Here is a 19,300-nt window from a genome sequence, read left to right as displayed (position 1 = left end):
CAGGTCATTCAGTCTCTGACGGCTTGGTCGTTCATTACTCAGCCTCATATTAGGACTATCTTCAAATTGAATTGGTACTAGAGACTGTGCGAGGAGGATCCCCAACCAAAAGGTGGAATACGGTAAGCTTACTTGTAGGATTGAATGATTGCACTAGGAGCGATCGCCATGACCGAAACGCCTCAAACCCCACCCGCCGAAGAACCCACCGCCAAAGCTGCTCGTCCCGCCCGTCGCAGCAACCCGCCTGCTAAGGAAAATAGCGGTCAAATGGTCTCCCTCGCTGAAAAAACTGCTCTTGCCCCCACAGGCACGACCACAGCCAGTGATATTGTAGTGTGGCAAACCTTTAATAGTGCCGGCTTACGTCCCATTGAAGCCAGCCCCGTGCAAGTGGTGCACATGATCAAAGATGCCGGCGAGCGTCCTGTGCTCAGCAGTGGTTTGCAAATCTATGACAGCATCAACGCTGCTGGTATCCGCCCCATTGTGGCGACCAATTTCCGAGTGGTGGAAACCCTGAACATTATGGGGGTGCGCCCCGTGGCTGCGGATGATTTTGAAATCGTCGAAACAGTGAATTGGATGGGCATTCGCCCGATTACCACCAGTGGCCTGCACATTGCTGAGACCTATTACTCTGCTGGGGAGCGTCCTGTGGCTTCCAATATCATTGATGATTCGCCCGCCCTCATGGGCTATCTGGACTAGGGTCACAGCGTTGGAACTTAAACTCCTTAGGTGGGGCAGTGGTAGTCTGAATGTCCATTGATCCCTATCGCTACCTGTTGCGACCACTTCTTTTTTCCGGAGTGCAGGCGGATCCCGAGTGGCTACACCAGCAGTTTATCGCCTTCTGTGGGTGGCTAAATCAAGATCATGGCTTGGCTGCTTGGCTACGGCAGCAACTTCAGCAGCGCTACACCCTTTCAGATTCCTGTTTAGAGCGACAGGTGTGGGGATTGCGCTTTCCCAATCCCATTGGCTTGGCGGCGGGATTTGATAAAAATGGCGTGGCTCGCAGCGTCTGGTCAGCCTTTGGCTTTGGGTTTGCGGAGTTGGGCACTGTCACTTGGCATCCCCAGCCGGGTAATCCCCGTCCGCGCCTCTTTCGCCTACCGGCCGATCTGGCCGTGATCAATCGCATGGGGTTTAACAACGCCGGAGCAGAGGCTATGGCCGCCCTGTTGGCGCGATCGCCCGAGGCGACGATTCCCATCGGCATCAATTTGGGCAAGTCCAAAGTCACCCCCTTGGAAGCTGCAAAAGAGGATTACCTAGCGAGTTTTCGCTGCCTTCATCCCCTGGGGGATTATTTTGTCATCAATGTGAGTTCTCCCAACACACCCGGATTACGGGAACTACAAGCCAAGGAACAACTGGCGCCGATTCTAGAGGCATTGCAAACCGCCAACACCCCACACAAACCCCTGCTGTTGAAAATAGCCCCCGATTTGAGCTGGGAGCAGATTGCCACCATTCTTGATCTAATCCAAACCTATGAACTTGCCGGGATTGTGGCCACCAATACCACGGTGGCACGGGAGGGGCTGAAAACCCAAATCATTCCCCAGACGGGGCGATCGCCCGCAGACGAGGCCGGCGGTCTCAGTGGTGCTCCTTTGCGCGATCGCGCCACCGCCGTAATTCGCTTCATCCACAAGCAGACCCAAGGCACCCTGCCAATTATCGGAGTGGGGGGTATTTTTACACCAGAGGATGTGATTGAAAAATTAGCAGCCGGTGCGACCTTGGTGCAACTTTACACCGGTTGGATTTACCAAGGGCCAAGCCTATTGCGGGAGCTACTTAAAGGACTCTTAGCCCACGCAGCCGCTCAAGAGAAACCAGAGAAATAGGGGCTGTGCCCTTGTCAAGGAGAGCATTCTCACTGTTAACTTTTCTATAGTATTGTTCCTATATTTTACGAAAGTATAAAAATATGACCGTTTCGCCCGAACAGATTGACCGCATTGTTTCCAACCAACACCACGACCCCTTTGAAATTTTGGGCTGTCACCAGATCAGTGAGAATGGCCAATCCGTCTGGGCGGTACGCGCCTATTTACCCAATGCCGAGCGGGTGAGTGTCCTCTGTCCGGAGCTGCGGCAAGAATATCCGATGACGCCGGTTCACCACCCCCACTTTTTCGAGTGCCACATTCCCGTGGCGGAACTCAATAATTACCAACTCAAAATCTATGAAAATGGCCATGAGCGGGTAATTTACGACCCCTATGCCTTCCGCTCCTCAAAGCTGACGGATTTTGATATTCATCTGTTTGCCGAGGGCAATCATCACCGCATCTATGAAAAACTGGGGGCACACCTGCTGACGGTGGAGGGTGTAGCCGGTGTCTATTTTGCTGTCTGGGCACCCAATGCCCGCAATGTCTCCGTCATCGGTGACTTTAACCACTGGGATGGCCGCAAACACCAAATGGCACGGCGCGGCAACGGTATCTGGGAGCTGTTTATTCCTGGCTTGGGGGTGGGTGAGCACTATAAGTACGAAATTAAGAACCAAGACGGCCACATCTACGAAAAATCGGATCCCTATGGCTTCTACCAAGAACCACGTCCCAAGACCGCTTCCATTGTCACCGACCTCAATAGCTACGAATGGAACGACAACGACTGGTTGGAAAAACGCCGCCACACCGACCCCCTCACCCAACCCATTTCCGTTTTTGAGGTGCATTTAGGATCGTGGCTCCATGCCTCCATGGAGGATCCGCCCATTGGTGCTGATGGCCAACCCCAAGAACCGGTACAGGTGGCAGAACTCAAACCCTGGGCACGTTTTCTCACCTATCGCGAACTGGCGGCCAAACTCATTCCCTACGTCAAGGAATTGGGCTATACCCACATTGAACTGTTGCCCATTGCCGAGCATCCCTTCGATGGCTCTTGGGGTTATCAGGTGACCGGCTACTATGCCCCCACCTCTCGCTACGGCAGTCCCCAAGACTTCATGTATTTTGTGGATCAGTGTCACCAAAACGGCATTGGCGTCATTGTGGATTGGGTACCGGGACACTTTCCGAAGGACGGCCACGGTCTTGCCTTCTTTGATGGCACCCACCTCTACGAACACGCAGATCCCCGCAAGGGCGAACACAAGGAATGGGGCACCCTTGTTTTTAACTATGGCCGCCACGAGGTGCGCAATTTTCTGGTGGCCAATGCCCTCTTTTGGTTTGACAAGTACCACATTGACGGTATTCGCGTGGATGCTGTGGCCTCGATGCTTTACCTTGACTACAACCGCAAGGAAGGGGAGTGGATCCCCAATGAATACGGCGGGCGGGAGAATCTGGAGGCGGCCAACTTTCTCCGCCAAGTCAACCACGTGATCTTTAGCTACTTTCCGGGGATTCTCTCCATTGCCGAGGAGTCAACGGCCTGGCCGATGGTCTCTTGGCCAACCTATATGGGGGGACTGGGCTTCAACCTGAAGTGGAATATGGGCTGGATGCACGATATTCTCGACTACTTCAGTATGGATCCGTGGTTCCGCCAGTTCCACCAAAACAATGTCACCTTCAGTATGTGGTATCACCACAGCGAGAACTTCATGCTAGCGCTCTCCCACGATGAGGTGGTGCACGGCAAGAGTAGCATCATCGGCAAAATGCCGGGCGATCGCTGGCAGAAGTTTGCTAATCTGCGTTGTTTATTTGCCTATATGTTCACCCACCCCGGCAAGAAAACAATGTTTATGGGGATGGAGTTTGCCCAATGGAGCGAGTGGAATGTCTGGAGTGATCTAGAGTGGCATCTGCTACAATACGAACCCCACCAGCAAATTCAACGCTTCTTTACAGATCTCAACCACCTCTATCGCTCGCAGCCTGCCCTTTATACCCAAGACTTCAAGCAGGAGGGCTTTGAATGGATTGACTGTAGCGACAACCGCCACAGTGTGGTTTCCTTTATCCGTCGCGACGAAGATCCCCAAGAATTTGTAGTTGTGGTGTGCAATTTTACGCCGCAGCCCCATAGCCATTATCGTATTGGGGTACCTGAGCATGGGTTTTACCGCGAACTGTTTAACAGCGATGCCCGCGAGTATGGCGGCAGCAATATGGGCAACTTGGGCGGGAAATGGGCCGACGAATGGCCTTACCACAACCGTCGCTATTCCCTTGATCTATGCTTGCCTCCCTTGGCGGTACTGATCTTGAAACTGGATCGCGAGAGGACGGCCGCAGAGCGGACGCGCTATACTCGCCAGCCCTAGGTCTCAAGAATTCCCGCTTGCACTTGCCAGAGGCTGCAATAAACCCCCCGCTGGGCTAGGAGTGCTTCGTGAGTTCCCTGTTCCACAATTTCACCGTGCTCAAGGACATAGATGCAGTCGGCATGGCGAATGGTGGAGAGGCGATGGGCAATGGCAATCGTGGTGCGATGCGCCGTAATGTGGGCCAGCGATCGCTGGATGGCGGCTTCGGTTTCGTTATCTACGGCCGAGGTGGCTTCATCGAGGACGAGAATCGGCGGATTCTTGAGGAGGGCGCGGGCGATCGCCAGCCGTTGCCGCTGACCGCCGGAGAGTTTTTGACCCCGCTCCCCCACCACCGTGTCGTAGCCTTGGGGGAGTTGCTCGATAAAGTCATGGGCTTCGGCCAGTTTTGCTGCGTGGATCACCTCGGCAAGGGTTGCCCCCGGACTGCCGTAGGCAATGTTTTCAAAGACGGTGCCGTGGAAGAGAAAGACCTCTTGACTCACCCAGCCAATGGCAGCGCGCAAATCCTGTAGCCGGTACTCGCGAATATCCACCCCATCAATGAGAATGCGCCCCTCTTGCACCTCATAGAACCGCAGTAACAATTTCACGAGGGTGCTTTTGCCCGACCCCGTGGCGCCGACAATGGCGATCGTCTGACCCGCAGGCACGTGTAAATTAACACCCTTGAGGACGGGGGCACGGCCGGCATAGGCAAAGCGGACGGCTTCAAAGCGCACCTCCCCTTTGAGATGGCGAGGATCAAGGGGACGATCGCCGGGGGGAATGGCAAGGGGGGTTTCCAGGAGATTCAGCACCCGCTGGGTGGAGGCCATGGCGCGCTGATACTGATCCAGCGTTTCCCCCAAACGGGTCAAGGGCCAGAGCAACCGTTGAATTAGATAGACCATCGTGCTGTAGGCACCCACCTCCAGGCGTCCCTGAAAAGCGGCAAAGCCCCCCAGCACCAAAGTTCCCGTAAAGCCAAAGAGAATCACAAAGCGAATCAGGGGAATATAGGCAGCACTCAGGCGAATGGCCCGGCGATTGCTCTGTTGGTAGGCTTCACTATCCCAGCGTAGGCGCTCCAATTCGTAGGCTTCGGCAGTAAAGCTCTTGATCGTTTGGATGCCCGTGATATTGTTGGCCAAACGTTCATTGAGGAGGCCTGCCTTTTCCCGTACATCGGCATAGCGAGGGGCAAGGCGCCGCTGAAAAATGACCGACCCCCAAAGAATAAAGGGCATGGGCAGCATTCCCCAGACGGCCACACTTGGCGCTAAATGAAAGAAAATTCCCCCAATGACCAGAACGGTGGTTGTGACCTGCAACACCTCGTTGGCGCCCCCATCTAAAAACCGCTCCAGTTGGTTAATGTCATCGTTGAGAATCGAGAGCAACACCCCACTACTGTGCTCCTCAAAAAAGGCCAAATCCATTTCTTGGAGATGGGCATAGGTCTCAAGGCGCAGGTCATGCTGAATCTGCTGAGCTAGGTTGCGCCAACTGCGGGCATAGGCATACTCAAAAAGGGACTCCAAGCTCCAGATCACAAACGAGAGACCCGCCAAGGCCAACAGTTGCTCCTCAAAGCTTGCTAGCCCCCAACGGGCAAAGAGGGAATCCTGCCGTTTCACCACCAAATCCACGGCAATCCCGATCAGAACAGGGGGCGCCAGATCAAAAATTTTATTGAGGACGGAGCAAAGGGAGGCAAGCGCCACTTGGTGTTGGTAGCGTTGGCTGTGGTGCAGGAGTCGTAGAAACGGATGCAAGGATTCTTAGTCTCCCCAACGTGCAGGATGATGAGCGGCTGCTAATTCTTAAGATAAGCTAAAGAGCCGCCCCGCTGACCGACCTCTCAAACCGAGGCTTTGCCGGCCTTCTGAATCGGTACCCACTCGGTATGGAATGTTCCCGGTTTATCAATTCGCTCATAGGTGTGGGCACCAAAGAAGTCCCGCTGCGCTTGGGTCAGGTTTTGCGGCAGGCGATCGCGCCGATAGCTATCGAAGTACTCCAAGGAGGCAGCAAAGGCAGGCACGGCAATCCCCGCACGGGTCGCCTCCACCAAAACCTCCCGCCATGCTGCCTGTTTATCGAGGATTGTTTGCCGAAACTCCGGCGCCAGCAGCAGATTGGCCAATTGGGGATTTTCGCTGTAGGCCTGCTTAATTTTATTCAGGAAGCCGGCGCGAATAATACAGCCCCCTTTCCAGATGCGGGCAATCTCGCTCAGGTTAAGTTGGTTGTCAAACAGTTCCTGGGAGCCTTTGGCAATTAAAGCCATCCCTTGGGCATAGGAGCAGATTTTTGAGCAGTAGAGGGCATCGCGGATTTTGCCGATGAATTCTTCGGTATTGCCGCTAAAGCGAGCCACAGGGCGGGGAAGAACTTGGGCAGCGGCCAGCCGTTCCGCTTTCATAGACGATAGGATGCGGGCATTGACGGCAGCCGTAATGGTTGGAATTGGCACCCCTATTTCAAGGGCACTTTCTACTGTCCAGCGACCGGTTCCCTTTTGACCTGCCGCATCCACAATTACATCCACGAGGGGCAGATGGGTTTCTGGGTCAATATAGGTGAAAATCTGGCTGGTAATTTCAATCAAGAATGAGTTGAGTTCGGGTGTCTCATTCCAGCTTTGGAAGACCTCATGGAGTTGCTGGTGGTTGAGGCCAAGGAGATTTTTCAGCAGGTCATAGGCTTCGGCAATGAGTTGCATATCGCCATACTCAATACCGTTGTGCACCATCTTGACAAAGTGCCCTGCCCCCCTAGGGCCAATGTAGGTGACACAGGGGTCATCATCCACTTGGGCGGCAATTTTGGTGAGAATGGGTTCGAGGGCTTGATAGGCCTCCCGACTGCCGCCGGGCATAAGACTGGGGCCATTGAGGGCACCTGCTTCACCACCGCTAACCCCCATTCCCAAGAAGCAGAGTCCTGCCGCTTCCATTTCAGCAACGCGGCGTTCGGTCTCCGTATAGAGGGAGTTGCCGCCATCAATGAGGATGTCGCCGGGTTCAAGCAGCGGCTTCAGTTGCTGGATTAGGTCATCTACGGGCTTGCCGGCTTTCACCATCGCCAAAATGCGACGGGGACGCGAGAGAGAAGCAACAAATTCCTCAAGACTATAGGTGGCTTTGAAGCGACGGCCTGCGGCTCGTTCGGCCATGAATGCTTCGGTGCGGCTGGGGGTGCGATTATAAACCGCCACTGAAAATCCATTTCGCTCTACGTTGAGGGCAAGGTTTTCCCCCATGACGGCGAGGCCAATGACGCCAAAATCTTGCTGTGACATACATCCGTCCTGCAATGGCAAGGATCACTTCCACGATAGCGGCAAGCTCAGCCAGAGGGATGGAAGAAGACGTTAAGGTTCCGCTCTGTAAGACTTATACAAATCTATCCAGTCAAGTCAAATGGACTCCATTGTTTAGATTTGCTGCTTACTTCCTGCTTCATCGAAGTCTCAAGAGCGACGCTCTCAAGGGGGATTACTTCTCTAGGGTTTGGGTGGACACACCCTTTCATTGCGCCGCTTGAGAAATTGATAGTTTCCTCATAAGAGTGATTATACACCATAAAAGTATAAGTTTATGTAATTTTGGTTAATTTATCGGTTACTGCTGTTACCCCTAGCGGTTAATGTCTCGCAGCAGACAGCGCAGGTTATCCCAAGTGCTGGTGTAGATGAGGTTGTCAATTTGCCAGCGATCGCCCCCTTGGCGTAGGAGTACCTTCATCGGTACACTCGTTCCCGATCGCCCCCGCAGGCCTGCCATTACCTCAATATCCACTTCCGCCACCCTCGGATTATTGGGCGATCGCCGTACACTGCGCACTTTCACCCCTTGGGTACTCACCTGAGTGAAGGAGAAAGGATCAAAGTCCAGCCAAGCCCCATCGCGGGGCTGTTTGTGAAAGGCTGACATCAACTGCTGGTACAGCTCAGGTGTAAACGCTGCTCGCTGCTGACTCAAGCGTTGGCGACCTTGATCTTGGTTTTGCACCCACCACTCATAAAACTGGGTCACCACCGTTTCCGGGGCTGGGCTGGCGATCGCCCCCATCTCGACGACAAGGGCAAAACTAACGCCGAGGGGCAACCACCGCTGCATCGGCTAGGCCAAACCCACCAATTTTTCGCTCAGCTCCCAAAGACGGCGGGCTTTTTGCTCATCCCTGCCCTCTGCCGAGAGTTCTTGGACAAAGGCTTTGCGGCCTTCTTTCTGGCGGTTGCCCCAGCTCCAGTGCACTCCCGACTGGCGAAACTCAGGATCTGCCACCACCATAGCCACTCGCTCACCTGCCAGTTCTTGGCTGACATAGCCCCCTGTGATGTATTTCTGAAAGAGGGGGAAGAGCTTTTGAAAGAGGGGGAAATGGTTGCGAAATAGAGGCGTATCCGCCACACAACCGGGGTACAAAGAGCTAAAGACAATCCCTGTCGAATCATGGAAGCGGCGATGCAGTTCCCGTGCTGTCAGCATATTGCAGAGCTTGCTATCTTTGTAGGCTTTGCCCGACTTGAAGGGCTTGCCGTTAATCATGGCAATGGGTTTCTTGAAGCCCTTCTCAAAGCCTTCGAGGTTGCCCAAATCGGGGGGTGCCGGAATCGGAATTTTACCGCCGAGTTCTTTGCGGTTAGCCGTCACCGTGCCCAGAATCACCAAGCGTTTATCGCTTTCGGAGGAGTTTTTCAAATCTTCAAGGAGCAAGTTGGCTAAAAGGAAGTGACCCAAGTGATTGGTAGCCACGGTGAGTTCGTAGCCATCCACACTGTAAAGGGGCTCCTTGAGTAGGGGATAATAGACAGCGGCATTGCAGACAAGGGCACGCAAGGGGCGATTCAATGCCCGAAAGGACTCCACAAAGCCGCGCACGCTGGCCAACGAGGACAAGTCCAAATGCAAAATCGTATAGGCCTCCGGCGAAATCTGCAAGTCTTTTGCGGCTTGCTCTGCTTTTTCAAGGTTGCGGCAGGCCATAACAACGTGCCAGCCCCGATTGGCTAAGGCTTTTGTGGCATACAATCCGACTCCAGAGGATGCACCCGTAATAATGACCGTTGGGCGTGGCTGATCACTCATAGGTTCTGTGGCATACCTGCGGTAACGTCGCTATTGATCCTGCCATAGAAGCGATCGCCCCCTAGGAGCACCCCCAGCGATCCTTTACAGTTACTTAATAAATAGACTCGATAGTTAATCAAGTTTTGTATCTAGCTCGCTTCTGACCTATTTTCAGGATTAACCCGCCTCTATGACTGTCTCCCAATCCTTGCCGCCGTGGCTGCGCAAACCCCTTGGCAAAGCCAGTGAACTCTCCACCGTTCAACGCCTCGTGCGCCACTATGGCATCCACACTATCTGTGAAGAGGGGCGCTGTCCCAATCGCGGTGAATGCTATGCCCAAAAAACGGCCACCTTTTTGTTGTTGGGTGCCACCTGTACCCGCGCCTGTGCCTTTTGCCAAGTGGAGAAAGGTCGTGCCCCAGCTGCGGTTGATCCAGAGGAACCCACGAAAATTGCGGCGGCGGTGGCTGCCCTAGGATTGCGCTATGTGGTTTTAACCTCTGTGGCCCGCGATGACTTGCCGGATCAGGGGGCGGGTCAATTTGTGGCCACCATGGAGGCGATTCGCCAACGCTGCCCCGGCACTGAAATTGAAGTCCTCACCCCCGACTTTCGCATGGATCGGGGTCGGGTGTGCCAACGGGACTGCATTGCCCAAATTGTGGCGGCACAGCCTGCCTGCTATAACCATAACCTTGAAACCGTGCGCCGCCTACAGGGTCCGGTGCGACGTGGTGCCACCTATGAGAGTTCACTGCGGGTCTTGGCCACCGTTAAAGAGCTAAACCCCAACATTCCCACCAAATCGGGACTGATGCTGGGCTTAGGAGAAACCGAAGCAGAAGTCATTCAAACCCTAAAAGACCTCCGCGCCGTGGGGTGCGATCGCCTGACCTTGGGACAATACCTGCCCCCCTCCTTGAATCACTTGCCGGTGGTGAAGTATTGGACTCCCGAGGAGTTTGACGCCTTGGGCAATATTGCACAAGAACTTGGCTTTTCCCATGTACGATCGGGGCCTCTTGTGCGTAGCTCCTACCATGCAGCAGATGCCGCGCCAACCCAAAACGGGTGATGGGCACCCCAATTTACTCAGGAAAGTACTTACCCCTTGTGGTCACCATTACGGCTCCCCGCTGTTGAATCAACGCCTTGGCCGCCCGCTCGACGCGATAGCCAAAAAACAGCGGACGAACTTCCTCAGGAGCCTCCACCTGGGCCACCAAATTCAAAAACCGCTCTACCTCTGATTCAGTGATATTGCTTTTGACTTCGCCGATTACCAATACTGGTTGTCCTTCTACTTGGCCACGAATCACTAAATCAAATTCATACTCCCCATTGCGCAGGGGTAGGATGTCTCGGTCACAAAACTCAATTTGCATGTCCCAGCGATACTCAAGGATTTCGGGCACCACCTCTAGAGCGAGGTCTTCAAGGGAGCCGCCGAGGGCTTCACTGAGTCCGCCCACTTGGCGAGCCAGTTGCCTCACAGCTCGTTCGGTGCGCTCCTGTGCCGCAGCCAGTTGGTCAACCCGTTCTTCGGTGCGTTTTTGGGCTTGGGCGAGTTCTTCGATTCGTTCTTCCGTGCGTTTTTGGGCTTGAGCCAGCTCCGCAACGATGGACTTCAGCTCATTGAAGTCTCTTGCTTTCACCAAGTCGTTGTAGGCTTCATGGATCACTTCTGCCAGCAGATGCGCCTGTTCCGGCGGAAAGGCTGCCCGCAGTTTTTCTTCAAGGACAGAGGTCATTGCATCTAGAATGGTGAATTGCGGCTGTACTTACATTCTAGCGACCAGACAGTGTCTCTCTCAGGAAGGCTCTTTGCGCATAGGCTATCGCAAAACGGGTGATGGGCACCCCAATTTACTCAGGAAAGTACTTACCCCTTGTGGTCACCATTACGGCTCCCCGCTGTTGAATCAACGCCTTGGCCGCCCGCTCGACGCGATAGCCAAAAAACAGCGGACGAACTTCCTCAGGAGCCTCCACCTGAGCCACCAAATTCAAAAACCGCTCTACCTCTGATTCAGTGATGTTGCTTTTGACTTCGCCGATTACCAATACTGGTTGTCCTTCTACTTGGCCACGAATCACTAAATCAAATTCATACTCCCCATTGCGCAGGGGTAGGATGTCTCGGTCACAAAACTCAATTTGCATGTCCCAGCGATACTCAAGGATTTCGGGCACCACCTCTAGAGCGAGGTCTTCAAGGGAGCCGCCGAGGGCTTCACTGAGTCCGCCCACTTGGCGAGCCAGTTGCCTCACAGCTCGTTCGGTGCGCTCCTGTGCCGCAGCCAGTTGGTCAACCCGTTCTTCGGTGCGTTTCTGCGCTTGGGCGAGTTCTTCGATTCGTTCTTCCGTGCGTTTTTGGGCTTGAGCCAGCTCCGCAACGATGGACTTCAGCTCATTGAAGTCTCTTGCTTTCACCAAGTCGTTGTAGGCTTCATGGATCACTTCTGCCAGCAGATGCGCCTGTTCCGGCGGAAAGGCTGCCCGCAGTTTTTCTTCAAGGACAGAAGTCATTGCATCTAGAATGGTGAATTGCGGCTGTACTTACATTCTAGCGACCAGACAGTGTTTCTATGGTTTCCACGTGCTCTATACAACCCTTGTGCGCAGCTCCTACCGCGCTAGCGAGACGGATGAAATTTCAGTGTCATAAAATAAAAACAAAGTATTTGACAAGGTGAAAGGGAAGCGCCTAGAATTTATCAGAACTTGCATAATTAGCTCATAACACATTTGAGCTGTATTGTGTAAGCTAAGTACTAGGGGGCAGCAAAATGAGTTGATCGCTCTGCTGAACCCAGACGCTCGTGAGTGAGGAGTAAGATTAAGATCGTGAAAAAGACTTACCTGCTGGCAAGTAGCTTGAGCCTACTGGGTGTGGTTGCAGGGGCTAACATTGCTACCGCCAATGAACCTGCCAACTTTGAAAATCTAATCGCTGCTGAACCACACAATCTCCAAGTTTCTGAAGCACTGCCTGCGCCCAATACAATTGCAGACGCTTCTAGCACTATTACCTCTGTTAATCAGCTTCTGGCCAATGAAGAATCCATGGAGCAGGTGACCTCTGTGTCCCAGCTCTCTGATGTGCGCCCCACCGACTGGGCCTACCAAGCGCTGGCCTCCCTTGTTGAGAAATATGGCTGTATTGCCGGTTATCCCGATGGCACGTTCCGGGGCAATCGGGCAGCAACGCGGTATGAGATGGCCGCTGCCCTCAATGCTTGCTTGGATGTGATTAGTGACCGCTTTGCCACCAAAGAAGACTTGGCAACGCTGCAAAAGCTCATGGATGAGTTCGCTGCCGAACTCGCCACCTTGCGCGGTCGTGTAGATAACCTTGAAGCCCGTACGGCTCAGCTAGAAGCGCAACAATTTTCCACAACAACCAAGCTCACAGGTACGGCAGTGATGTCGGTGCAATTCGGTGGCCGTTTAAGGAGTAATGTTCCTTCTTTAAGTCCTCCAGGTCTTGCTCCTGCTCCTGAGCGTCCTAACCCTACGGTCATTGCTGCCGTTACTTTGAATCTGAATACTAGCTTCACCGGCACTGACCTTCTGCAAACCAGCCTATCTACAGGGAATGGTGGGTTTGACGCTATCAGCACCTATGGACTGGGACTACAGACCGGCTCAACGCTGGGAGCAGGGAATACGTTCGACAATGCAGCTGGACCACTACCTTACTTTAGTCCCAGCTATTACTACTGGTCTGGCTATGGACCGCAGGTGGAGCTTGACCGCTTGTCCTACAGTTTCAGGCCAATTCAAGATATTACCATCACCGTAGGGCCGCAATTTTATCCCAGCGACATCATTGATAAAAATAGCTGGGCAAACGATCCTACTAGCGACTTTGGCACCTACTTCTTTATCAATAACCCATTCATTGTGCCCTATGCAATGAACTTTTTAGGTGGTGCGGGCGCTGCTATCGAATGGAATCCGAAAGAAGGTCCCTTTACGGTGCGTGCCCTCTACCTTGCAGGAGAAGCAGGTCGGGCAGCTGCGGGCATTGCTGCACCAAGTCCCGGTGGTGGCTTTGGGGGTGATCCGTTCCAAGCGTCAGTGGAGCTAGAATATGCCAACAAATTTGGGGGCGGCAAGAACAGCTACGCCGTCCGTCTGCAAGGAACCTACTCCAAGACCTATGGGATTGAAGCCCGCTCAGGTGGCCTCAACTTTGAACTAAACCTAGGGCGTTTTGGGATTTTTGGTCGCGCCGGTATTGCAAGTATTCCGGGAGGTTACTTCCCTAACGTATCTCCGCTGCCGTTTTCTGATATAGGTCAGGGCGCAGCAGGGATGACGGCTGCTAACTTTATGGCGGGGATTGGTTATAAAGACCTGCTGGTGCCGGGGTCAGTATTGGCTGTGGCTGCGGGCGCGCCGTTTCTCAACAACGCTTCTCCATTTGGAATTGGTAATAATGCTGGAGTTGGTAATAATACCAACCAAGTTAACATTGAAGCTTTCTACAAGTTCCCCATCAGCGACAACATCACGATTACACCTATCTTTACGGCGATCATCAACCCCAACAACACCAATGGTCAGGATCCAACAGGTGTGCGGCGAATCTCTGGTCAGCCGATTCTGCAAGGGGTAATTCGTACTACGTTCACGTTCTAGCTTGGGTGAATTGACCTTTGCTTTAGTCCCTCTCCCCTGCGGAGGGGGCTTTTTTTATGGACTTTACTATTTGTAAATTAATTTTTCTGAAGTTTTCTTTCATCTTTTCCCCAGCACTGCTCAATATAATCAAAGCACCTGTATTCTTATTCTTAAACACATCTCTCACTTAAGGACAGCTAAATATCTTAACTAGTTTTACTGACACAAATGCCGGCTACTGCCGAGGGGGTGGGAGGCTTCGGTAGGATTGGCTGCTGGGAGGTTCATATGATGACATCAGATCGCGCCTTTGGTGGTGGGGTCACGCCATCGTTTACAGAAACGCTTCAGCCCGAACGACTGCTGCGCCAACTCGGCGCGTCGGGTGGGACAGGGTGCTTTAAGGTAAGTGTGAAGGAGCAGCAGTGGTTTCTCTACTTTGATCAGGGAAGTCTTATTTATGCTACCCACACGATTGAGCCGGGCGATCGCTTTGAGCGTCATTTACGACAACTCAGTCACAGTGTTCCTGCCCTGAATCGCGAGTTACGTGCCCAAGTCCGCCAGCAATGGGAACAGGCCAATACTCCCACGCCAATCTATGAGTATGAAAGCCTGCGCTGGTTGCTCACTCAACAAGTCATTACTCTAGAGCAGTTTAGCCAGCTCGTGAAAGGTCTTATCCTCGAGGTTCTGGAGTCGTTTCTATATCTTAGGAGCGGTCAGCATCAGCTTGTTCCCTATGGGGAAGTGGCGATTGTTAGCCGCTTTGACCCTACTCGACTGATTCAGCAGTGCAAATCTCGAATTCAACAGTGGCTGAGTCTTGGTCACAAAATTGTCTCCCCCTTTCAGCGTCCCTACTTTTTTGGGGATCCCCATCTCAATTTGACCCCTGAGCAGCGACAACGCCTAGGATCAATGTTGCGGGGGTTTAGCTTTCGCCATTTGGCGGTGCTCCTCAACCAAAATGAAATTGCGCTGGTGCGAAGCCTGTTGCCCTTGATAGAAAGAGGCGCCGTGGTGGTTCGGGAGCCGCAATCCCCCTTTGATTTGCTGCCGAGTTTTGATACCAGTTTGTGGCAGGAAACCACCGCCACGGTGGCAGAGGAGGGTGGGGATCTCAGCAGTGGCATCTTTACTACTGCAGTGCCGAACCGTACCTATCGGATCGTCTGCATTGACGATAGTCCGACAATGCTCAATGAAATTAAGCGGTTTTTGGCGGATGATGCCTTTGAAGTCATTGCCCTCAACGATTCTGTAAAAGCCCTTATGGAGGTGATGCGTCTCAATCCAGATCTGATCCTGCTGGATGTGGGCATGCCCAACATTGATGGTTATAAGTTTTGTAAAGTCATTCGCAACCATGAACGCTTTAAGTCGGTGCCGATCATTATGGTCACGGGTAATACGGGACTCATTGACCGCGCCAAAGCCCGCCTGGTGGGAGCGACAGACTATATGACCAAGCCCTTTACCCAAGAGGAGTTACTAAGAATTGTCTTTCGGTACCTGACGTAGGAAACTTCTATAGGTTCAAGAGGCAGTATATTGGCATTACAGATCCCCTAAAGGTTTACAAGCGACAGAGAACAGCAATAAAGAACTAGACTGGAGAAAAGATGACGAAAGTTTTGGTTGTGGAAGATGTGCCCTCGGAAATGGCGCTTATCAGCTCACTGCTGAGGGAGTCGGGCTATACAGTCATTGAGGCACTTGGGGCAAAGGAAGCGTTGGAAAAGGTAAGCCAACACAAACCTGATGTGGTGGTTACCGATGTGGTGATGCCCGAGATGAGCGGGTTTGAGCTATGCCGCGCCCTTAAGAAAAATGCAGAAACAGAAAAACTGCCGGTGGTGGTCTGTAGCTCGAAAAATCAAGAGCTAGACCGTCTTTGGGCCATGAAACAAGGGGCAGATGCCTATGTCACGAAGCCCTTTACCCGTGAGGATCTCCTGCGGGCACTGAAGTCGGTGGTGGTGTAGGGATGATTGGGGCAGTACCTTGGTTGAATCTTGGTGAAGGGCAGGGCGATTCCCCAAAGGGTACGCTAGGCGATCGCCCCCAAGGAGCGCCCTATTTGCGATTGGTTGTCCACCACGGATTGACCGCATTGCTGCCGATGACGGAGATTCAGCAGGTATTGGTCATCCCACCGCAGCAGCTCACGGTTATCCCCAATATGCCGCCCGTCATGATGGGGTTGATGAACTTTCGCAACCGCATTGTTTGGGTACTGGATTTGGCGCAGTTGCTCAATTTAGAGCCTCTTGATGCGAATACATCCCTTTTGACGATCGCTCTGCTGCAAACCCCTGAGGGATACCTCGGATTGGCGCTCAAAGAGGTGCGCGGCATCGTCCGCCTGCCGGAAAGCGCAATTCAATCCCCTGTAGGTACGGTGAGTGCGACGCTCGTTCCCTACCTGAAGGGCTGTTGCCGTTTGGATCAGACCCTGTTCTTTATCCTCGACGGGGGGGCGATCGCCAGACAGTGTTGGACCCAATGTGTTCCTGTGGATGCTCCGTAGGCTGACCGTAGTTTAGATGGATGAACTATGACCACTGCCAAACCGCCGATTGACCTACCGCCTTTACCCCCCTCGGTGCTCAACTACCAACTTGAATCTGAGGCAACGCCCTCTCCTGCGGCGGCTGCCACCAACACGGCCGACTCACCACCACCGGCTGCCCCGCCCCCCAAAAAGCGGGGGAGTCTGCGGACTAAATTGACCCTCGGGGCGATCGCCCTTGCCACGGTGCCCCTCCTTGTTGCGGGGTCTGCGACAATTTTCCGCGTGCGACAGTTAATGATTCGCCAAACATTGGAGAGGCAAGCGCAAGAGGTAAAAACGGCTGCAACTGAACTCCGCACCTATCTCGACGAACGGACAGAGAATGCTCGGCTTGAGGCTTACTTCTTGCAAAGTAAATTCCTCGGGGAGCTTCAGCGGCGTAGTTTTGCCGACCTCTCCCGCCTCCTTGCCCAGGTGGTCGAAAGTTATCCTGCCTACGATCATGCTGCGATCATCGCCAACGACGGTCGTGGCACCGTTCTCGGTGAATCGAGTCCTAATCCCTCTTTGCCCAACAATGTTTTACAGCGCCAAGCCTACTTTCAGTTGGCCATCCAGACCCGCCAAGCTGTCTTAACCCTTGAACCCACGTACTCCCTGCCGGAAAAACCCGACAGCCTATTTGTGGCCACACCCATTATTGAGCCTCAAAAGAATCAGGTGATTGCGGTACTGCGGCTACGCATTCCTGCGGCAAATCTGAGAAGTTTCCTAGAAAAAGCCACAACGCATGATGCTGCCCATCATTCCTACCTTGTGGATGCCCAAGGTCGCATTTTTACCTCCTCGGAGGCGGCGGCAGAAGGCAAACTCCTTGAGGCCGTGTTTCCCGGGCTTGGCAGCCAAGACAGCAGACGGCAGCAGCAGCAGCTGAATCATACCCCCCAAGTGGTGGCTTCCCATTCCTTGCCCGCACCGTTTAAGAGTCTGGTGTTGGCCGTTGATGAAAAGGATGCCCTGCGGCTGGTTGAGACCACCACTTGGGTACTCCTCCTCAGCGGTGGGGTACTCATTCTTTTCGTGGCGGCCATGGCAGCCCACCTGAGCCATCGCGGCATCCAACCCCTGCTGCGTCTGACCCAAGCAATTGAGCAGGTGGGTGCCGGTAACTTTGACATCCGCTTGGCGGTAGAGGGAAACGATGAGCTGACTACCCTGAGTGAAACGGTCAACAAGATGGCGGCGCAGTTGCAGACCGCCTTGGCTCAAGTGCAAACCGATGCCGAAGAGGCAGCCCTGATGCGGGATGCATTTCTGAAGTTAAGCCAGAAATCGCAGCGCCGAGAAATTCTGGATGAGGCGGTGGCAGTAGGGCGGCAATTGCTGGCCTGCGATCGCGTGATTTTCTACGAGTTTGATGAGAACTTCGTCGGGCGCGTCGTGGCCGAATCGGTGGCCGAAGGCTGGCCTAAGGCCTTGGATCGCGTGATTGACGATCCCTGTTTTCGCCAAAACTGGGTTGAAGCCTACCGCAAGGGACGAATTCAGGCCACCGCCGATATTTTCCGCGCCGGTCTGACAGAATGTCACCTGAACCAACTGAAACCCTTGCAGGTGCGCGCCAACCTTGTGGTGCCCGTGCGGATCGCAGATAGCCTGTTGGGATTGCTCATTGCCCATCAATGTTCAGGCCCGCGGCAGTGGCAGCAGGTAGAAATGGATAACTTTGCCCAGTTAGCCTCGCAAGTGGGGGCAGTTTTGGAGCGACAAACCTTTCTTCAGGAAGCCATCGCAGCACAGCAGAAGGCCCAGCAGCTGGCGCAGCAGCAAAAAGAGCGCACCGACCGCATTCAGCAGCAGTTGATTAACCTCTTGGCCGAAGCAGAGGCAGCCGCTCAGGGGGATCTCACCGTGCGCGCCGACATCACTGCCGATGAAGTGGGAACCGTTGCGGACATCTTCAACGCCCTGATTGAAGGTTTGCGCGATTTGGTGCTACAGGTCAAGGCCACAACCGAAAGCGTCAATAGCGCCCTTCTCAAAGACGATCAGGCTATGCAGGCGCTGGTGAAGGAAGCTTTCCGCCAAGGGAAAAAGGTGGAGCGGCTGTTGGAATCCGTCGAGGAAATGGTGACCTCGATTCAAGGGGTGGCGCAAAGTGCCCAAACCGCCGCCGAAGTGGCCCGCGAAGCCAGCGATCTTGCCCTGAAAGGGGGGCAGACGATGGATAAGACCGTGCAAAGTATTTTGCAACTACGGGAAACCATTGCCGAAACCGCCAAGAAGGTGAAACGCCTTGGGGAATCCTCGCAACAGATCTCGAAGGTCATCTCCTTAATTAACCAAATTGCCCTGCAAACCAACCTCTTGGCGATTAATGCCAGTATTGAGGCAGCTCGCGCCGGTGAGGAAGGCCGCGGTTTTGCCGTGGTTGCCGAAGAGGTGGGCGAATTGGCGGCGCGATCGGCAGCAGCCACCCGCGAGATCGAGCAAATCGTAGAAAACATTCAGCAGGAGACCTACGAGGTGGTCAATGCCATGGAAGCCGGCACGGCGCAAGTGGTGGAGGGCACCCATCTGGTTGAAACGGCGAAGGATAGCCTGCAAGAGATTGTGGCAGAGTCGCAACGCATTGATGAGCTGGTCGGCTCGATTTCTGAGGCCACGGTTTCCCAAACCCGCACATCGGAAGCGGTGGGTATCCTCATGGGTGAAATCGCCAAAGTGTGGTCGGAGCTGTCGAGTACGGCCGGCCATATCTCCGAATCGCTACAGACCACTGCCCGTGCTGCTCAGCAACTGCAAGAGTCTGTCAACGCCTTCAAGGTGAGTGCCGAGGAGTAG

At 53.8% G+C, this 19,300-nt stretch carries 15 protein-coding genes; 9 read left to right on the top strand and 6 right to left on the bottom strand.

Annotated features, from left to right (window positions below; translation table 11 throughout):
* Positions 1-144 precede the first annotated feature (144 nt).
* From ACK4IR_RS10550 to glgB, 3 genes are all read left to right on the top strand, one after another.
* Complete coding sequence (locus ACK4IR_RS10550; RefSeq protein ID WP_409874321.1) at positions 145-711, top strand: hypothetical protein; 567 nt, start codon at positions 145-147, stop codon at positions 709-711.
* Positions 712-767: 56 nt separating this feature from the next.
* Positions 768-1,859, top strand: a complete 1,092-nt coding sequence (locus ACK4IR_RS10545; RefSeq protein ID WP_409874322.1) for a quinone-dependent dihydroorotate dehydrogenase — start codon at positions 768-770, stop codon at positions 1,857-1,859.
* A gap of 83 nt (positions 1,860-1,942) precedes the next feature.
* Positions 1,943-4,243, top strand: a complete 2,301-nt coding sequence (glgB, locus tag ACK4IR_RS10540) for a 1,4-alpha-glucan branching enzyme (RefSeq protein WP_409874320.1) — start codon at positions 1,943-1,945, stop codon at positions 4,241-4,243.
* Here glgB and ACK4IR_RS10535 read toward each other — a convergent pair.
* The 4 genes from ACK4IR_RS10535 to ACK4IR_RS10520 all read right to left on the bottom strand — a co-directional run bounded on the left by ACK4IR_RS10535 (position 4,240) and on the right by ACK4IR_RS10520 (position 9,324).
* Positions 4,240-6,003 carry an ABC transporter ATP-binding protein gene (locus tag ACK4IR_RS10535; RefSeq protein WP_409874319.1) on the bottom strand — a complete coding sequence of 588 codons (1,764 nt, stop codon included), beginning with the start codon at positions 6,001-6,003 and terminating at the stop codon, positions 4,240-4,242. The two genes, glgB and ACK4IR_RS10535, sit on opposite strands and share 4 nt — an antisense overlap.
* Before the next feature lie 86 nt (positions 6,004-6,089).
* The gene (gene gndA / locus ACK4IR_RS10530) at positions 6,090-7,532 is read right to left on the bottom strand and encodes an NADP-dependent phosphogluconate dehydrogenase (RefSeq protein ID WP_409874318.1); all 1,443 of its coding nucleotides are present in this window, start codon (positions 7,530-7,532) and stop codon (positions 6,090-6,092) included.
* A 337-nt stretch (positions 7,533-7,869) separates the two neighbouring features.
* A complete protein-coding gene (locus tag ACK4IR_RS10525) occupies positions 7,870-8,352 on the bottom strand; it encodes a DUF3828 domain-containing protein (RefSeq protein WP_409874317.1) in 483 nt (160 codons plus the stop codon).
* Between the two features lie 3 nt (positions 8,353-8,355).
* On the bottom strand, positions 8,356-9,324 hold the full coding sequence (locus ACK4IR_RS10520; protein ID WP_409874316.1) for a protochlorophyllide reductase: 969 nt from the start codon (positions 9,322-9,324) through the stop codon (positions 8,356-8,358).
* A 172-nt stretch (positions 9,325-9,496) separates the two neighbouring features.
* Here ACK4IR_RS10520 and lipA point away from each other — a divergent pair, with 172 nt between their 5' ends.
* Positions 9,497-10,384 (top strand): lipoyl synthase, encoded by an 888-nt coding sequence (gene lipA / locus ACK4IR_RS10515; RefSeq protein WP_409874315.1) that lies wholly within the window; start codon positions 9,497-9,499, stop codon positions 10,382-10,384.
* Between the two features lie 13 nt (positions 10,385-10,397).
* Here lipA and ACK4IR_RS10510 read toward each other — a convergent pair whose 3' ends face one another.
* Both ACK4IR_RS10510 and ACK4IR_RS10505 read right to left on the bottom strand, forming a co-directional pair.
* Positions 10,398-11,060 (bottom strand): hypothetical protein, encoded by a 663-nt coding sequence (locus ACK4IR_RS10510; protein WP_409874314.1) that lies wholly within the window; start codon positions 11,058-11,060, stop codon positions 10,398-10,400.
* 115 nt (positions 11,061-11,175) lie between these two features.
* Positions 11,176-11,838 (bottom strand): hypothetical protein, encoded by a 663-nt coding sequence (locus ACK4IR_RS10505; RefSeq protein WP_409874314.1) that lies wholly within the window; start codon positions 11,836-11,838, stop codon positions 11,176-11,178.
* 318 nt (positions 11,839-12,156) lie between these two features.
* Between ACK4IR_RS10505 and ACK4IR_RS10500 the strand changes: the two genes are divergently transcribed.
* From ACK4IR_RS10500 to ACK4IR_RS10480, 5 genes are all read left to right on the top strand, one after another.
* Complete coding sequence (locus ACK4IR_RS10500; RefSeq protein ID WP_409874313.1) at positions 12,157-13,956, top strand: iron uptake porin; 1,800 nt, start codon at positions 12,157-12,159, stop codon at positions 13,954-13,956.
* A gap of 270 nt (positions 13,957-14,226) precedes the next feature.
* Positions 14,227-15,462 carry a response regulator gene (locus ACK4IR_RS10495; protein ID WP_409874312.1) on the top strand — a complete coding sequence of 412 codons (1,236 nt, stop codon included), beginning with the start codon at positions 14,227-14,229 and terminating at the stop codon, positions 15,460-15,462.
* A gap of 101 nt (positions 15,463-15,563) precedes the next feature.
* Positions 15,564-15,926 (top strand): PleD family two-component system response regulator, encoded by a 363-nt coding sequence (locus ACK4IR_RS10490; RefSeq protein WP_409874311.1) that lies wholly within the window; start codon positions 15,564-15,566, stop codon positions 15,924-15,926.
* Between the two features lie 2 nt (positions 15,927-15,928).
* Positions 15,929-16,471, top strand: a complete 543-nt coding sequence (locus ACK4IR_RS10485; protein WP_409874310.1) for a chemotaxis protein CheW — start codon at positions 15,929-15,931, stop codon at positions 16,469-16,471.
* A gap of 27 nt (positions 16,472-16,498) precedes the next feature.
* Positions 16,499-19,300: a methyl-accepting chemotaxis protein gene (locus tag ACK4IR_RS10480; protein ID WP_409874309.1), complete on the top strand. Its 2,802-nt coding sequence runs from the start codon at positions 16,499-16,501 to the stop codon at positions 19,298-19,300.

It is taken from the genome of Thermosynechococcus sp., from assembly GCF_046299635.1.
Classification (GTDB): Bacteria; Cyanobacteriota; Cyanobacteriia; order Thermosynechococcales; family Thermosynechococcaceae; genus Thermosynechococcus.
This window is presented reverse-complemented; position numbering and strand designations above follow the sequence as displayed.

Excerpts from the sequence above, each read along its gene's own strand:
- gndA (WP_409874318.1), bottom strand. The coding sequence starts at position 7,532 with ATGTCACAGCAAGATTTTGGCGTCATTGGCCTCGCCGTCATGGGGGAA.
- lipA (WP_409874315.1), top strand. The coding sequence starts at position 9,497 with ATGACTGTCTCCCAATCCTTGCCGCCGTGGCTGCGCAAACCCCTTGGC.
- ACK4IR_RS10550 (WP_409874321.1), top strand. The coding sequence starts at position 145 with ATGATTGCACTAGGAGCGATCGCCATGACCGAAACGCCTCAAACCCCA.
- ACK4IR_RS10525 (WP_409874317.1), bottom strand. The coding sequence starts at position 8,352 with ATGCAGCGGTGGTTGCCCCTCGGCGTTAGTTTTGCCCTTGTCGTCGAG.
- ACK4IR_RS10505 (WP_409874314.1), bottom strand. The coding sequence starts at position 11,838 with ATGACTTCTGTCCTTGAAGAAAAACTGCGGGCAGCCTTTCCGCCGGAA.
- ACK4IR_RS10520 (WP_409874316.1), bottom strand. The coding sequence starts at position 9,324 with ATGAGTGATCAGCCACGCCCAACGGTCATTATTACGGGTGCATCCTCT.
- ACK4IR_RS10490 (WP_409874311.1), top strand. The coding sequence starts at position 15,564 with ATGACGAAAGTTTTGGTTGTGGAAGATGTGCCCTCGGAAATGGCGCTT.
- ACK4IR_RS10485 (WP_409874310.1), top strand. The coding sequence starts at position 15,929 with ATGATTGGGGCAGTACCTTGGTTGAATCTTGGTGAAGGGCAGGGCGAT.
- ACK4IR_RS10480 (WP_409874309.1), top strand. The coding sequence starts at position 16,499 with ATGACCACTGCCAAACCGCCGATTGACCTACCGCCTTTACCCCCCTCG.
- ACK4IR_RS10495 (WP_409874312.1), top strand. The coding sequence starts at position 14,227 with ATGATGACATCAGATCGCGCCTTTGGTGGTGGGGTCACGCCATCGTTT.
- glgB (WP_409874320.1), top strand. The coding sequence starts at position 1,943 with ATGACCGTTTCGCCCGAACAGATTGACCGCATTGTTTCCAACCAACAC.
- ACK4IR_RS10510 (WP_409874314.1), bottom strand. The coding sequence starts at position 11,060 with ATGACCTCTGTCCTTGAAGAAAAACTGCGGGCAGCCTTTCCGCCGGAA.